This window comes from Mesorhizobium waitakense, from assembly GCF_056431085.1.
This window is the reverse complement of record NZ_JBWKME010000204.1, coordinates 1-13,385: the sequence shown is the minus strand read 5'-3', so window position 1 is coordinate 13,385 and position 13,385 is coordinate 1. Positions and strand designations below refer to the sequence as shown.

18 protein-coding genes, 1 tRNA gene and 1 pseudogene are annotated in these 13,385 nt (G+C 62.6%); 4 read left to right on the top strand and 16 right to left on the bottom strand.

Features of this window, described 5'->3' with window-relative positions; translation table 11 throughout:
- Positions 1 to 6 precede the first annotated feature (6 nt).
- From AC07FD_RS37155 to AC07FD_RS37125, 7 genes are all read right to left on the bottom strand, one after another.
- Positions 7 to 885 carry a 3-hydroxybutyryl-CoA dehydrogenase gene (locus AC07FD_RS37155; protein ID WP_095084859.1) on the bottom strand — a complete coding sequence of 293 codons (879 nt, stop codon included), beginning with the start codon at positions 883 to 885 and terminating at the stop codon, positions 7 to 9.
- Positions 886 to 1,002: 117 nt separating this feature from the next.
- Positions 1,003 to 1,932: an electron transfer flavoprotein subunit alpha/FixB family protein gene (locus AC07FD_RS37150; protein WP_478353878.1), complete on the bottom strand. Its 930-nt coding sequence runs from the start codon at positions 1,930 to 1,932 to the stop codon at positions 1,003 to 1,005.
- A gap of 23 nt (positions 1,933 to 1,955) precedes the next feature.
- Positions 1,956 to 2,705 (bottom strand): electron transfer flavoprotein subunit beta/FixA family protein, encoded by a 750-nt coding sequence (locus AC07FD_RS37145; RefSeq protein WP_478353877.1) that lies wholly within the window; start codon positions 2,703 to 2,705, stop codon positions 1,956 to 1,958.
- 180 nt (positions 2,706 to 2,885) lie between these two features.
- Complete coding sequence (locus tag AC07FD_RS37140) at positions 2,886 to 3,686, bottom strand: rhomboid family intramembrane serine protease (RefSeq protein WP_478353876.1); 801 nt, start codon at positions 3,684 to 3,686, stop codon at positions 2,886 to 2,888.
- A gap of 33 nt (positions 3,687 to 3,719) precedes the next feature.
- Positions 3,720 to 4,301 carry a cob(I)yrinic acid a,c-diamide adenosyltransferase gene (locus AC07FD_RS37135; RefSeq protein ID WP_478353875.1) on the bottom strand — a complete coding sequence of 194 codons (582 nt, stop codon included), beginning with the start codon at positions 4,299 to 4,301 and terminating at the stop codon, positions 3,720 to 3,722.
- Between the two features lie 18 nt (positions 4,302 to 4,319).
- Complete coding sequence (locus tag AC07FD_RS37130; RefSeq protein ID WP_184876255.1) at positions 4,320 to 4,511, bottom strand: twin transmembrane helix small protein; 192 nt, start codon at positions 4,509 to 4,511, stop codon at positions 4,320 to 4,322.
- 23 nt (positions 4,512 to 4,534) lie between these two features.
- Entirely contained in the window at positions 4,535 to 5,401 is an 867-nt protein-coding gene (locus tag AC07FD_RS37125) for an SDR family oxidoreductase (RefSeq protein ID WP_478353874.1), read from the bottom strand.
- A gap of 58 nt (positions 5,402 to 5,459) precedes the next feature.
- Here AC07FD_RS37125 and AC07FD_RS37120 point away from each other — a divergent pair, with 58 nt between their 5' ends.
- Positions 5,460 to 6,311: a YihY/virulence factor BrkB family protein gene (locus AC07FD_RS37120; RefSeq protein ID WP_478353873.1), complete on the top strand. Its 852-nt coding sequence runs from the start codon at positions 5,460 to 5,462 to the stop codon at positions 6,309 to 6,311.
- Here AC07FD_RS37120 and AC07FD_RS37115 read toward each other — a convergent pair.
- From AC07FD_RS37115 to gluQRS, 3 genes are all read right to left on the bottom strand, one after another.
- Positions 6,281 to 7,195 (bottom strand): DMT family transporter, encoded by a 915-nt coding sequence (locus AC07FD_RS37115; protein WP_478353872.1) that lies wholly within the window; start codon positions 7,193 to 7,195, stop codon positions 6,281 to 6,283. The two genes, AC07FD_RS37120 and AC07FD_RS37115, sit on opposite strands and share 31 nt — an antisense overlap.
- A 155-nt stretch (positions 7,196 to 7,350) precedes the next feature.
- Positions 7,351 to 7,569, bottom strand: a complete 219-nt coding sequence (locus AC07FD_RS37110) for a hypothetical protein (protein ID WP_478353871.1) — start codon at positions 7,567 to 7,569, stop codon at positions 7,351 to 7,353.
- 136 nt (positions 7,570 to 7,705) lie between these two features.
- Positions 7,706 to 8,581, bottom strand: coding sequence for a tRNA glutamyl-Q(34) synthetase GluQRS (gene gluQRS / locus AC07FD_RS37105; protein ID WP_478353870.1), 876 nt, complete (start codon positions 8,579 to 8,581; stop codon positions 7,706 to 7,708).
- Positions 8,582 to 8,653: 72 nt separating this feature from the next.
- Here gluQRS and AC07FD_RS37100 point away from each other — a divergent pair, with 72 nt between their 5' ends.
- Positions 8,654 to 9,295, top strand: coding sequence for a DNA-3-methyladenine glycosylase family protein (locus AC07FD_RS37100; RefSeq protein ID WP_478353869.1), 642 nt, complete (start codon positions 8,654 to 8,656; stop codon positions 9,293 to 9,295).
- 127 nt (positions 9,296 to 9,422) lie between these two features.
- On the top strand, positions 9,423 to 9,980 hold the full coding sequence (locus tag AC07FD_RS37095; RefSeq protein ID WP_006328497.1) for an HNH endonuclease: 558 nt from the start codon (positions 9,423 to 9,425) through the stop codon (positions 9,978 to 9,980).
- A gap of 165 nt (positions 9,981 to 10,145) precedes the next feature.
- Here the strand turns inward: AC07FD_RS37095 and AC07FD_RS37090 are convergent, their stop codons facing one another.
- On the bottom strand, positions 10,146 to 10,664 hold the full coding sequence (locus AC07FD_RS37090) for a disulfide bond formation protein B (RefSeq protein WP_478353868.1): 519 nt from the start codon (positions 10,662 to 10,664) through the stop codon (positions 10,146 to 10,148).
- 82 nt (positions 10,665 to 10,746) lie between these two features.
- Complete coding sequence (locus AC07FD_RS37085) at positions 10,747 to 11,331, bottom strand: YqaA family protein (protein WP_478353867.1); 585 nt, start codon at positions 11,329 to 11,331, stop codon at positions 10,747 to 10,749.
- Positions 11,332 to 11,622: 291 nt separating this feature from the next.
- On the opposite strand from AC07FD_RS37085, the gene AC07FD_RS37080 reads away from it, so the two are divergent.
- Positions 11,623 to 11,707 (top strand) — tRNA-Leu (locus AC07FD_RS37080).
- Positions 11,708 to 12,072: 365 nt separating this feature from the next.
- Here AC07FD_RS37080 and AC07FD_RS37075 read toward each other — a convergent pair.
- The 4 genes and pseudogenes from AC07FD_RS37075 to AC07FD_RS37060 form a co-directional block, all read right to left on the bottom strand.
- Positions 12,073 to 12,279 carry a hypothetical protein gene (locus tag AC07FD_RS37075; protein ID WP_143748743.1) on the bottom strand — a complete coding sequence of 69 codons (207 nt, stop codon included), beginning with the start codon at positions 12,277 to 12,279 and terminating at the stop codon, positions 12,073 to 12,075.
- A 247-nt stretch (positions 12,280 to 12,526) separates the two neighbouring features.
- Entirely contained in the window at positions 12,527 to 12,769 is a 243-nt protein-coding gene (locus AC07FD_RS37070; RefSeq protein ID WP_095084843.1) for a cupin domain-containing protein, read from the bottom strand.
- Between the two features lie 209 nt (positions 12,770 to 12,978).
- Positions 12,979 to 13,110 (bottom strand): annotated as a pseudogene (locus AC07FD_RS37065) (IS1 family transposase); the annotation flags it as partial.
- Positions 13,111 to 13,129: 19 nt separating this feature from the next.
- The coding region (locus tag AC07FD_RS37060; RefSeq protein ID WP_478353866.1) for a hypothetical protein at positions 13,130 to 13,385 on the bottom strand (256 nt) is incomplete at its 5' end.

Genomic DNA, 13,385 nt, shown 5'->3' with positions numbered 1-13,385 from the left:
ACCCGATTAGCGAGTCGGAACGGGATGCTCGCCGCGATAGTCGTAGAAACCACGCCCGGTCTTGCGGCCGAGCCAGCCGGCCTCGACATATTTGACCAGCAGCGGACAGGGGCGGTATTTCGAATCCGACAAGCCGTCATGCAGCACCTGCATGATCGACAGGCAGGTATCCAGCCCGATGAAATCGGCCAGCTGCAGCGGGCCCATCGGATGGTTGGCGCCGAGCCGCATGGCGGTGTCGATGGCGTCGACCGAGCCGACACCCTCATAGAGCGTGTAGATCGCCTCGTTGATCATCGGCAGCAGGATGCGGTTGACGATGAAGGCCGGGAAATCCTCCGAGACCGTGATCGTCTTGTCGAGCTGCTTCACATAGGTCTTCGCCGCCTCGAAGGTCTGGTCCTCGGTGGCGATGCCGCGCACCAGCTCGACCAGCTTCATCAGCGGCACCGGGTTCATGAAATGGATGCCGATGAATCGCTCCGGCCGGTCGGTCTGCGCGGCAAGCCGCGTGATCGAGATCGACGAGGTGTTGGTCGCCAGGATGGCTTCGGGATTAAGCTGCGGACAGAGCTGTGCGTAGATCTTGCGCTTGACCGTCTCGTCCTCGGTCGCCGCCTCGATCACCAGATCGGCGCCGGCAAGATCGGCCATCGCCGGGGCGGAGGCGATGCGCGCCATCGCCTCGTTGCGCACCTTCTCGTCGAGCTTGCCGGACCCCACCTGGCGGGCCATGTTGCCGCTGATGGTGGCGATACCCTTCTCGATGCGGTCGGGCGATATGTCGTAGATCAGCACCTTGTAGCCCGAAAGGGCGGAGACATGGGCGATGCCGCCGCCCATCTGGCCCGCGCCGATGATGCCGATCGTCTCGATCTTGCTCATTACACCGATCCCGTCAAAAGGCCTTTGCGGCCTGCTTTTTGTGCGGTGCAAACTAAAAGGGCGGGGCGACTTCGTCTACCCCACCCTTCACTATTTAATACGCTTTGGCAGAGAGCGTCAAAGCGCCTTTTGCAGTTCCGGCAGGATGACGAAGAGGTCGCCGACGAGGCCGTAGTCGGCGACCTGGAAAATCGGCGCCTCCTCGTCCTTGTTGATGGCGACGATGACCTTCGAATCCTTCATGCCGGCGAGGTGCTGGATGGCGCCGGAAATGCCCACCGCAATGTAGAGATCGGGGGCGACGACCTTGCCGGTCTGGCCGACCTGCCAGTCGTTCGGCGCATAGCCGGCATCCACTGCGGCGCGCGAAGCGCCGACGGCGGCACCAAGCTTGTCGGCAACCGGGAGGATGACTTCCTGGAACTTCTCCGAGGAGCCCAGTGCACGGCCACCCGAGATGATGATCTTGGCCGAGGTCAGTTCCGGACGGTCGGTTTCCGAGAGCTTGTTCTCGACGAAGGTGGAGAGGCCGGGATTGGCCGCCGCCTTCGCGGTCTCGACCGCGGCTGATCCGCCCTCGGGGGCTGCCTGGAAGGAGGCGGTGCGGACCGTGATCACCTTCTTGGCGTCGGTCGACTGCACCGTCTGGATGGCGTTGCCGGCGTAGATCGGCCGCTTGAACGTATCGGGCGAGACGACTTCGATGATCTCGGAGACCTGGGCAACATCGAGCAGGGCCGCCACGCGCGGCGCGACATTCTTGCCCGACGAGGTCGCCGGCGCAATGATCGTGTCATAGTCACCGGCCAGCGAGACGACAAGGGCCGCCGTCGGTTCTGCAAGGCGCTCGGCCAGCTCGTCGGCTTCTGCGAGCAGCACCTTGCTCACGCCCTTCAGCTTGGCGGCGGCGTCGGCTGCGCCCTTGGCGCCCTTGCCGGCAACCAGCACATGCACGTCCGAACCGATCTGCAGGGCCGCGGAGAGCGCCTTGGCGGTCTGGTCGGAAAGGGTGGCGTTGTCGTGTTCAGCAATCAGAAGAATAGCCATTTTCGTGTTCCTTTCCCGATCGCTTACAAAACGCCGGCTTCGTTCTTGAGCTTGTCGACCAGTTCGGCGACGCTCTTGACCTTGACGCCTGCCTTGCGGCCGCTCGGCTCCTCGGTCTTGATGACCTTCAGCCGCGGCTTGACGTCGGCGCCGTAGTCGGCCGGGGTCTTCTCGTCGAGCTGCTTCTTCTTGGCCTTCATGATGTTGGGCAGCGAGGCATAGCGCGGCTGGTTGAGGCGAAGGTCGGCGGTCACGATCGCCGGCATCTTCAGCTCCACCGTCTGCAGGCCGCCATCGACCTCGCGCGTCACCTTGGCCTTGTCGCCCTCGAGCACCACCTTGGAGGCGAAGGTGCCCTGGGCCCAGCCGAGAAGTGCCGCCAGCATCTGGCCGGTCTGGTTGGAATCGTCGTCGATCGCCTGCTTGCCGAGGATGACGAGGCCGGGCTGTTCGGCGTCGACGACGCCCTTCAGCACCTTGGCGACGCCGAGCGGCTCGGTCTGTTCGTCGGTCTTGACCAGGATGGCGCGGTCGGCACCCATGGCAAGCGCGGTGCGCAAGGTTTCCTGCGCCTGCTGCGGGCCGATCGAAACGACGATGATCTCTTCGGCCTTGCCGGCCTCCTTCAGCCGGATCGCCTCTTCGACCGCGATCTCGTCGAACGGGTTCATCGCCATCTTGACGTTGGCGAGTTCCACCGCCGAACCATCAGCCTTCACGCGAACCTTGACGTTCGCATCCACAACCCGCTTTACGGGCACAAGGATCTTCATTGCCTGTCACCTCTTCAAGATAATTAGGCGCGCTATAACAGCCTGCGCCCTTTCTGAGTTGTCGAAAGCCGACATTCCGGATGGAAATTCTGGTCTTTGACCGCCTTAGGCTGCGACGGAGACGTTTCCGTAGTTGCGGCAACCCTGCACGTCAATACGCCGCAAGGCGCTCAAATCGGTTCAGTCCGAGCCGGAAGCGTTTCCTCGCCCCCAGCGCGGCGTTGCAGCAGGCGGGTCGGGGGTCACCGGTTCGGCCGCAACGGTCGGCTGGTCAGCCGGAGCGACAGTGACGTCCTCGTCGGGGCCGGCAAACAGCGGCACGCCGCGGCTGCGCAAGACTAGCACCAAAATGGCGCCGGCGATGATGCCGCCAATGTGGCAGGCCCATGAAATCTGGTCCTCACCGCCTGCGGCAAACATCACCACCTGAAACGCCACCCACAGGACCAGCGGGATGAAGGCCGGAATGCGCAGCGGGATGCGGGCAAAGGCCAGCACCCATACCTTCACGCGCGGATAAAGGATCAGATAGGCGACGACCACGCCGGCGATGGCGCCGGACGCACCGATCAGTGGCACCTGCGAATCCCAGGCGATGAGGCCCTGGAAGGCGGCTCCGGCGATCGCGCACAACAGATAGAAGATGAGGTAGCGGACGTGGCCGAGGGCGTCCTCGACATTGTCGCCGAACACCCACAGGAACAGCATGTTGCCGCCGAGGTGGAAGATGTCGGCATGCAGGAAGGAATAGGTCAGGTAGCTCAGGCTTTCGGGGACGACGACAAAGCGAGGATCGAGCTCAGCGGTGTCATGGACGACGGCCGGGATGAAGCCGAGGCCGAGCACGGCGGCATTTGAGAAATTCTCGCCGCCGAGCGCGGTGGCGAAGTAGACCAAGGCGTTGACCACGATCAACCCGATCGTCACATATTGCAGGCGGATGTGCCGCAGCCTGTTGGTGTCGTAAAGCGGGATGAACATCGGTCCCCTGGCCCCCTCGCGCTTTCGGACAGTTCAGCGGTTCTTGCCGGGAACCCATAGCACGTCGGCATTTCCGTTGTCATTGACCGCCCGGGCGGCGACAAACAGGAAATCCGAGACGCGGTTGATGTATTTCAGCCCGTCGGGGCTGACGTGCTCGCGGGGGTCCTGGGCCAGGGCCACCATCAGCCGTTCGGCCCGCCGCGCCACGGTGCGGGCGAGATGCAGGGCGGCGGCGGCCGGCGTGCCGCCGTTCAGCACGAAGGATCTGAGCGGCTGAAGATGCTTGTTGAGCAGGTCGATATCCTTTTCGATCCGGTCGGTCTGCGTGGCGATGATGCGCAGCGGCTCATAGCCGAGAGGCTTGCCGTCATCGGGCACGGCGAGATCGGCGCCGAGGTCGAAGAGATCGTTCTGGATGCGGGAGAGCATAGCGTCGATCACCGGGTGGGTGACTGCCGAGTGGACCCGGGCGATCCCGATGCAGGCATTGGCTTCGTCGACCGTGCCGTAGGCGTCCACCCGCAGGTCCGATTTCAGCCGCCGTTCGCCGGTGCCGAGACCGGTGGTGCCATCATCGCCGGTGCGGGTGTAGATCTTGTTGAGCTTGACCACATCGCCTCCCGAACGGCCTCACTTGCGGGTGAAATACACCGCCAGCAGGATCAGCGCCAGCGCCACGGCCTGTAGCAGAACACGCGCCTGCATCAGCTTGTTCGAGGTGACGCCGGAACCGCCACGCATCATGTTGACGAGGCCGCGAACGAGCACGATCACCACGGCGACCATGACCAGAATGGCGAGGATGTTGAAGACGGTTGCCATGGTGTGTTCCCAGTTCGGTTGGTTCAGGCGCGTTTGGCAAGGAAGCGGTAGAGTATAGATGCGGGCAGGATGCGTTTGAGCGCCGCACCGATCTTAGCCGACACTGTTACCACATAGTGCGGGCGCGGGCGCCGCGACAGAAGCGCATGGCGCAGCGCCGCATGTACCACTTCCGGCCCCGGCTTCAATGCCGATTGGCTGCCGCCGGCCCGCAACCTTGCCAGTTGCGCCTCATAGTCGAGGCGGTGGACCGAATTCTCGTGATCGATGTTCTGCAGGAACCATGGCAGCGCATTGCTGGCGATTTTCGACGTTACCGGCCCGGGTTCGATCAGCGAGACATGGATGCCACTGCCCTTAAGTTCCTGATGCAGGCACAGCATCAGACCCTCCAGCGCGTGTTTCGAAGCCGAATAGGCGCCGCGAAAGCGCACCGGCGCAAGGCCGAGGATCGACGAGCAGTGGACGATGCGGCCATGGCCCTGGCGTCGCATCACCGGCACCAGCCGACGGGTCAGGTCGTGCCAGCCGAAGAAATTCGCCTCGAATTGCTGCTTGAGCGCCGCCACCGGCAGGTCCTCGACGGCGCCGGCTTGCGCGTAGGCGCCATTGTTGAATAAGGCGTCGAGCCGGCCGCCTGTGCGATCCAGAACCGATGTGACCAGCGCTTCAATGGATGCGGCTTCAGTGTAGTCGAGATAGAAGGCCTCGATGCCGTCCGTTTCGAGAGTGGCGATGTCTTCCGGTTTGCGAGCCGTCGCGAACACCCGCCAGCCTTCCGCCTTCAATGCGCGGGCGCAGTAGGCGCCTATTCCCGAAGAGGCGCCGGTAACGATGATCGAGCGCAACGCTTGCACCGGACTGTTCGTGGTTTCGCCAAGGGTTGCCATTTGCCGCAATCCCTTCCCATATTCGCGGCGTCGAGACAATCGAAGGGAGCGCGGGTTCTTGCTGCGGAATATTGTCGCCCTGCGCCGCGTGCTCTACGACGCGCTCGGCCATTTCAACACCGATGACGGCTGGGCGATGGCCAGCCATCTGGCCATCACTTCGCTGATGGCGCTGTTTCCGTTCCTGATTTTCGCCACGACGCTGGCGAGTTTCCTCGGCGCGCAGGCGTTCTCCGACACGGCCGTGCATCTGGTCTTCGACACCTGGCCCGAACAGATCGCCAAGCCAATCGCGCGCGAGGTGCTCAATGTGCTGACCGTCAGGCGCACCGACCTGTTGACCTACGGCGTGCTGCTTGCCGCCTACTTTGCCTCGAACGGCATCGAGGCGTTGCGCACATCGCTCAACCGCGCCTACCGCGTCTCGGAAACGCGCGGCATCATCTACCGCCGGGTGCAGAGCATCATCTTCGTTCTGATCGCGACGGCCGGTTTCCTGGCGATCAGCGTGCTCCTGGTGTTCGCGCCACTGCTGGCGCGGCTCGCCGAAGCCCATATCGAAGGGATCAAGCCCTATATGGGCACGATCACGCTATGGCGGTATGTCATCGCCTCGGCAGTCATTGTAGGCGGATTGTTTGCCGTGCATTTCTGGCTGCCGGCGGGCAAGCGCCGCTTGGTCTCGATCGTACCCGGCATCATCTTCACCCTGGCGGCATGGCTTATCGGTTCGACCGTCTTCGCCACCTATCTCGATCATTTCTCGTCTTACGTGACGACTTATGCCGGCCTCGCCTCGATCATGATCGCGGTGGTGTTCCTCTACATGGTCTCGGCGATTTTCATCCTCGGCGGTGAACTCAATGCCGCGATCAGCCGCTATCTGGAGGCGCGCGCCCGAGTCGGTTGATTGAAAGGCTGAGGCTTGGTCTGTCGAGCCGTTGCCAGGCCGACGCCGAATGTCGTGATCGCCATGCCGACAATCTGCAGCGTGTTGAGCTGCTCGTCGAACAGAACCCAGGCGACGATGGCCGTCACCGCCGGCACCAGGTAGAACAGCGAGGCCACTTTCGACATCTCGCCGTCGCGGATCATCACCATCAGCAGGAAGATGGCGCCGAGCGACAGCACCAGCACCAGCCAGGCCATGGCGAAAATCAATTCGCCGTTGATGACGACGGTGCGTGTCTCGAAGGCGAGCGAAGCCAGGATCATTAAAGAGGCGCCGCCGACATATTGCCACATGGTCGCCGCGACGAGGTCGCCGCCGGAGGCAAAACGCTTCTGCCAGATCGTACCTGCACTCATGCCGAGCACCGAGACCAGCGAGGCGGTCAGCGTCGCCGCCGTCACGCCACCGCCGAGCGCGCCGAGCTTCGGCCACAGCACGATGACGATGCCGATGAGCCCGATGCCAAGGCCGGCCCAATGACGCGGCAGGATCGCCTCGCCGAGAAACTTGCCGGCAAGCACGGCCGTGATCAGCGGCTGCAGGCCGACGATGAGGGCCGAAAATCCGGCCGGCATGCCCCGGTGGATGGCCCAGAAGACGGCGCCGAGATAGACGCCATGCATCAGGATGCCGGCGCCGGTGGCATGCAGCGCTTCAGTGCGGGTGGCTCTCTTCGATCCCAGCACGAGCATGAGGACGGCGAGCAGGATCGTAGCCAGCACGAAACGCCCGGCAAGAAAGGTGAACGGCTCGGCCCACGGCATGGCGTAGCGCGCGCCGATGAAGCCGGTTGCCCACAGGACAACGAAGGTGGCGGGGATGAACCGCTTGAAGCTGTGCATGTTCGGGAGACCGCCGCACTGGGGAGAGTTGATCGTGGCGCTGCTCTAATGCGGTTCAAGCCGGCGCGCAAAACGAAACGATTGATCCATGCATCATTGGAATTCAACCGACGGCGAATTCGGCTCAGTTTGAAATTTCGGGAGACTGATCTCTGTTACCAGCTGCACCCCGGCCACTTGATAAGCGGGCTGTGCCCATAGACAGCTTCCCTGTCGTCAAACGACTTGACTACCGACCATACCGGATCGCCGTTGTCGTCGGTCTCGTTGCTGACCATGACCGAAACGATATGGTCCGGGTACTTGGCGCCCTCGATTGCCGTCAGCCTGTCGCAAACGCGCGCCTTTTCTTCGTCAGTCAGATGTCGCTTCATGGAAGCCTCCACCGCTTTGCGCCAAGCATACAGAAGTTTTGACCGTCACGCGACAGTCGGTTGATGGCGGCTGACGACCGGGCTTCAAACCGACATGACCCGAATTCGCCACGCGGTTTCTCTGGCCTCGCCAGGCTCAAAGGCCGACCATCCGCCTGATGTCATCCACCGAAGCGCCGGCATGGCGCAAGGCGGCAAGGCCGGTTTCGCCGAGGCTCTTCGACAGCTTTCGTCCATCCGGCCCGAGGATGAGGCGATGATGGAAGTAGGCCGGTTGCGGCAGTCCGAGGAGTTCCTGCAGCAGGCGCTGCACGCCGGTGGCGGAAAACAGGTCCTGTCCGCGCACGACATGGCTGACGCCTTGCAGGGCATCGTCCATGACGACGGCGAGGTGATAGCTGGTCGGGATGTCGCGGCGCGCCACGACCACGTCGCCCCAGTCCTGCGGCCGGGCTTCGGTCGTACGTGTCGCGACGAGCGTCTCGTCGCTGAATTCGGCCCATGCGAGGTCCTTGCCGACACGCGCCACGGCCGCATCGATATCCAACCGCCAGGCGAAGGGCGCGTTCTCGGCGATCCGTCGCCTGCGTTCCTTCGCCGACAGCGCCTTGTCGGCGGCCGGGTACAGCGGCACGCCATCGGGATCGCGAGGCCAGTCGCGTCCGCGCTTTTCGCTGTCGGTGATGAAGGCCCGGATCTCGCCACGGCTCATGAAGGCGGGATAGACGAGTTCGTCCCGAATCAGCCGGTCAAGCGTCGTCTCGTATTCCGCGAAATGCTCGGACTGGCGGCGCACCGGCTGTTCCCAGCCAAGCCCCAGCCACTTCAGATCGGCAAGCACGCCGGCCTCGAATTGCGGCGTGCAGCGCGTCGTGTCGATATCCTCGATGCGCAGCAGCAGGCGGCCGCCGGCGGCGTCAGCCAATTTCTGATTGAGCAGCGCCGAATAGGCGTGGCCGAGATGCAAGTCGCCGTTGGGGCTGGGGGCGAAGCGGAATGTCAGGAGTGTCATTTGTCCGGCGGCAATCAGGTTTTGCGGCGCTTCGCCAATTGCTACCCTGTCGAGGGTCAAGGAACAAGAAACATGCAGCGCATCGCCACATCAGACGACATTGCCCGGGGGCTCGATGCGCTTTGCCTGATCGACCCGCGCCTGGAAAAGGTGCGCGGCATGGCTGGCGAGGTGCCGCTGCGGCTTTCCGAGCCGGGGTTCCGGAGCCTGGCCTCGATCATCGTCTCGCAGCAAGTGTCCCGAGCCAGCGCCGATGCGACCTTCAGCCGGCTGACCAAACTCGTCGATCCGCTGACGCCGCAGGCGATACTTGCCGCCGGCGAAGACATGTTTCGCGAGGCGGGCCTGTCGCGGCCGAAGCAGCGCGGACTGATCGCCATTGCCCAGGCGGTGTCCGATGGCCTTGACCTCCATCATCTCTGTTCGCTCGATGCCCAGGAGGCGATTACGACAATGACGGCGGTGTCCGGGATCGGCCCATGGACGGCGGAAGTGTATCTTTTGTTTGCCGCCGGCCACCCCGACATTTTTCCGGCGCGCGACGTCGCCTTGCAGAGCGCGGTCGGTCACGCGCTCGGCATCGAGCCGCGTCCGCCGGAGAAAACACTCATCGCACTGGCCGAATCATGGAGCCCGTGGCGAGGTGTCGCATCGCGGCTTTTCTGGTCCTATTATCGCGAAACCAAAGGTCGGGACGCCGCGCCGCCGGCTTAAACCGCAAAAAGGCATGAAAATCACGCATTTTTGGCGCTTCAGCGACGCGACAATCCGCTTCACATCCCTGTCATGTCAGGCTTACAGTATCCGCGCCGTTCGGGTCTAGAACCAAGGAGGTAAACACGTGACGGTCGCCGTATCTCCGGATGGGCTTCCAGCACTGGTGCTGAATGCGGATTACCGTCCGCTCAGCTATTACCCTCTGTCGCTCTGGTCCTGGCAGGATGCCATCAAGGCGGTGTTCCTCGACCGGGTGAACATCGTAGCCGAATACGAGCACGCCGTCTCCTCGCCGACCTTCTCGATGAAGCTGCCGAGCGTCGTCAGCCTGAAGGCCTATGTGAAGCCGTCCAGGCACCCCGCCTTCACCCGCTTCAACGTCTTCCTGCGCGACCGCTTCCAGTGCCAGTATTGCGGCACGCCGGAGGATCTGACCTTCGATCACGTCATCCCCCGCCATCGCGGTGGCGCCACGACGTGGGAGAATGTCGTTGCCGCCTGTTCGCCCTGCAATCTCAGGAAGGGCGGCATGATGCCGGCGCATGCCAAGATGTGGCCGCTGCAGAAACCCTTCCAGCCGACGGTGCACGATTTGCACAACAACGGCCGCCTGTTCCCGCCCAACCATCTGCATGAAAGCTGGATGGATTATCTGTACTGGGATGTCGAACTCGAACCGTAGAGTTCGGCACAAATCCGCCATGCTGGCCGCCTGACGCGGCTTTCTGCGCTTCCGGTGCTCACGTACCTGAGTACGCTCCGCTCCGGTTCTCGAAAGCCGCGCCATCCGACTCAGCCTGCCGAATTTTTGCGCGAACTCTGCGTCGCGCCGGCCAAACGAATTTGCTCAATCGCGGGTGAGGGCGCTGCGGAAGGCGACGGCGGCCAGGACGAGGCTGGCGATGGCGTTCCAGCCGGCCAGCGACAGGCCGAGGATGCGCAGCGCCGCCTTGTCGCAGGAGGGCGGCACGAATTTGTCGAGCGCGTCGAGCACGCCCTTGCCGCCGGTGTCGACTGGCCCGGCGCCGGCGGTGCAATCGGTCGGGCCGGCCCACCACTGCCACTCGACGCCGGAGTGATAGACACCGAGATAGAGGCCGTAGAGCATGAGCAGGCCGCCTATGGCCAGCAGGCCGCGCGTCAGCCATGCTGGCGCGTGCAGCATGGATGCAAGCACGGCCAGCAGCATCAGCGGCGCGCCGATGTAGTAGGGCGTGCGCTGTTCAAGGCAGAGGTGGCAGGGGATGTAGCCGCCGAGATACTGGAAGCCCAGCGCCGAGCCCACGGTAGCGGCCATCGCGACGGCGAGAAACAAGGCGGTGCGCGTCCGCTGGCGTCCGGTGTCGGTATTCATGGTCGCTGTCATCGTGTTCTTCGTCCGTTGAGTTCGCCGCGCTCTTCGTCCCTGTCCTTGTCCCAACAGCGCCGGGCACTTTTGGGCGACAGGACTAGAACGCGTATTTGACGAGGATATAGAGCAAAATCAGGGCAGCCGCGCCGGCGCCGGCGATCAGTCCGAGACGCTTTTCGATGAATTCGCGGATCGGCTCGCCATAGCGGCGCAGCAGCCAGGCCAGCAGCAGGAAGCGGGCGCCGCGCGCGACGATGGCCGAGATGATGAAGATCAGCAAATTGACGTGCAGGGCGCCGGCAAGGATGGTGACGACCTTGATCGGCGGCAGGTGCGCGAGACCGGACGTAACGAGCAGCACCAGCATCAGGCCGGTGCCAGAATTCTGCCAGTGCTCGAAGGTCGACAGGCCGCCGAAATGCTCCAGGATCGGACGGGCGACGGCGTCGTAGGCGAAGTAGCCGATCATCCAGCCGGCGATGCCGCCCAGCACCGAGGCGGCCGTGGCGGTCAGCGCATAGCGGTAGGCGCGGTCGGGGCGTGCCAACGCCATCGGCAGATAGAGCACATCGGCCGGTACGAAGAAGAACGAGCTCTCAATGAAGGCGATGATGGCAAGCCACCATTCCGCGGATTTCCTTGCCGCCAGCGACAAGGTCCAGTCGTAAAGTCCGCGAAGCATCGGCACTCCTAATGCGTGTCGCCCAAAAATGCGCAGCGGTTTCGGACATTGGCATGCACAACCAACGGGCATGCACAAAACAAAGACCCAAAGCACGCGCCATCTGTCCTGTCAGACGCGCCGCACTTTGATGCGCCGCCTGTCTAGAAAGATTTTCCGCGCTGCACAATGGCAGCGCCGCCACGAAATCGAAAGGTGAAGTTTGGTCGCATCCGGGCCATCGACAATTGGCCAGTTGACGAACAGGCCTCCAACCGTATAGTCCGCGCCCATCCAGGCCGCCCGGCCTGAGCCCCTATGGCGGAATTGGTAGACGCGCTCGACTCAAAATCGAGTTCCGCAAGGAGTGCTGGTTCGATCCCGGCTAGGGGCACCACCCCATTTTTCAGGCGCTGATTTGTCAGTTATTTCGCCTTGATCCTGAGAGCCGGATTGACGGATGCAACGGCGCTGTCCACAGCCCAGCCGAACTTGGCCGAGGTCACCTTGACCATTTCGTTTTGCGCGCCGGTCGCCGATGACTTGGCCGCTGCCGTAAGGTGGCGGCCTTTTGCGTTGGGTTGGATCGAACCCGACAAAGAGGCTGGAACATTAGCGGGCTTGAATTGTTGAGTTCATGCTTCGGACGCCGCTGCTTGGCTCCGTCGCAGGCTGGTGGGCACATCGGCCGGCCCGCGCCAGCGGTCCCTCCGTGGCGCGGGCCTTGGGGCCAGACAGTGGCTGCGGCGCCTCGGACGGGGTTCAAATAAATGGTGGACAATACCACCAGAAAGCCTTGGCTTCCTCTTCAGGCGTCATCGGACGGACCTCCCATGAGTCCGTTTTCGCGATGTAACGTGTCCAAATGGGCGTGCCTTCTTCGCTGACGCTTTCGTGCCAGGCGGTAAACCCCATCATTGGCAATAAAGCTTCTCGGAGCGATCGAAGCTGCAGTGCTGCCGTGTGCATGCGAATGACCTCCCTTGGCTGGGCGACGCCACCGATTCGTGCCTGCCTCACCCCGGCACAACGTCGTAGCGTTGCCGACCGTCTTCCAGCGGTCCGGCGGCCATAGCGGTGGCTCGGGGTTTGACCGCCGGGCCTTACCGGCAAAGAGGGGTGGGTTTGCCGGCTGGCAAATTATAGGCCGTTTATTCGAATATTCAATTTCTCTAAAATGACGGCGGTGGGTCAGTCTGAAATTTGTCGATGTGAATCAATCTGCGATGCCAACCAGCAGCAGGCCAACCGCCTCTTGACCTTGGACTAGCGACCGGTGGCCCTTGCTGTCTTTGTCATTGAGCAAGAGAACATCGCCCCGCCGGAAGTCGGCTGAAGTTCCGTCGGTGGTCGTGATTTTGAGGTGACCTTGGAGCAACACCACCAATTGCCTCCGCGGCGTCGCATGGTATTGCGGGTCCCATCCGGGCGGCAATTCAAGAAATACACCGGTCGTCATCGGTGTTTCGGGTGACGCGCCGATGGGGGCAGATGGAGGGGCAAAGTCGCGCAAGATTCACCGGAACATTGCGCAAGTGCGTCTCGCTAACTTCGTCAGCATATATTTCCGTGATTTGCATTGGCTTCCCCCGAATGTTTAGCGGCAACGTGCTTCTTGTAGCACGCTTGCGGTCAATCTTCGCCTCTTCCGCTTCCAGCAGCGCAACAATAGTGCAAAGCCACCGCGTTTGAATCAGCTTCAACCTTCTTGGAAAAGCCGTTTGTCAGACGCGTGAAGCGGCGCATGTGCATCCGCATTGTCAGGTTCTGACGTTCCGCGAATGGTGTGCTGACATGCTTGAATGCATATTGCATCCGGTCAAATTTCAAACTGACCCACTACCAAAATGATCGGTCCGCAACCAACCGCGCAGCCGCTCGTTGACCCTATGCTGGTTTTGATCCCCAGCATCCATGACTGGCCCGCTGCCGCTCCGAGGCGCGACACCAGCCGGCTCGGTTTGGTTGGAAATTGGATTGGGTTCGAGAGTTTATGGCGCGCGACCTTTGTATGGAGGTGGCTAGCACTACTTTGGCAGTTTTTAGCGGCGGGCGAGTTTTTGGAATTCCCAAGA

Bases quoted from the DNA above. Each gene is read 5' to 3' on its own strand.
- AC07FD_RS37130 (WP_184876255.1), bottom strand. From the start codon at position 4,511: ATGGCAACCGTCTTCAACATCCTCGCCATTCTGGTCATGGTCGCCGTG.
- gluQRS (WP_478353870.1), bottom strand. From the start codon at position 8,581: ATGACACTCCTGACATTCCGCTTCGCCCCCAGCCCCAACGGCGACTTG.
- AC07FD_RS37140 (WP_478353876.1), bottom strand. From the start codon at position 3,686: ATGTTCATCCCGCTTTACGACACCAACAGGCTGCGGCACATCCGCCTG.
- AC07FD_RS37125 (WP_478353874.1), bottom strand. From the start codon at position 5,401: ATGGCAACCCTTGGCGAAACCACGAACAGTCCGGTGCAAGCGTTGCGC.
- AC07FD_RS37145 (WP_478353877.1), bottom strand. From the start codon at position 2,705: ATGAAGATCCTTGTGCCCGTAAAGCGGGTTGTGGATGCGAACGTCAAG.
- AC07FD_RS37115 (WP_478353872.1), bottom strand. From the start codon at position 7,195: ATGCACAGCTTCAAGCGGTTCATCCCCGCCACCTTCGTTGTCCTGTGG.
- AC07FD_RS37090 (WP_478353868.1), bottom strand. From the start codon at position 10,664: ATGACAGCGACCATGAATACCGACACCGGACGCCAGCGGACGCGCACC.
- AC07FD_RS37070 (WP_095084843.1), bottom strand. From the start codon at position 12,769: ATGACGACCGGTGTATTTCTTGAATTGCCGCCCGGATGGGACCCGCAA.
- AC07FD_RS37155 (WP_095084859.1), bottom strand. From the start codon at position 885: ATGAGCAAGATCGAGACGATCGGCATCATCGGCGCGGGCCAGATGGGC.
- AC07FD_RS37150 (WP_478353878.1), bottom strand. From the start codon at position 1,932: ATGGCTATTCTTCTGATTGCTGAACACGACAACGCCACCCTTTCCGAC.
- AC07FD_RS37075 (WP_143748743.1), bottom strand. From the start codon at position 12,279: ATGCACACGGCAGCACTGCAGCTTCGATCGCTCCGAGAAGCTTTATTG.
- AC07FD_RS37100 (WP_478353869.1), top strand. From the start codon at position 8,654: ATGCAGCGCATCGCCACATCAGACGACATTGCCCGGGGGCTCGATGCG.
- AC07FD_RS37110 (WP_478353871.1), bottom strand. From the start codon at position 7,569: ATGAAGCGACATCTGACTGACGAAGAAAAGGCGCGCGTTTGCGACAGG.
- AC07FD_RS37085 (WP_478353867.1), bottom strand. From the start codon at position 11,331: ATGCTTCGCGGACTTTACGACTGGACCTTGTCGCTGGCGGCAAGGAAA.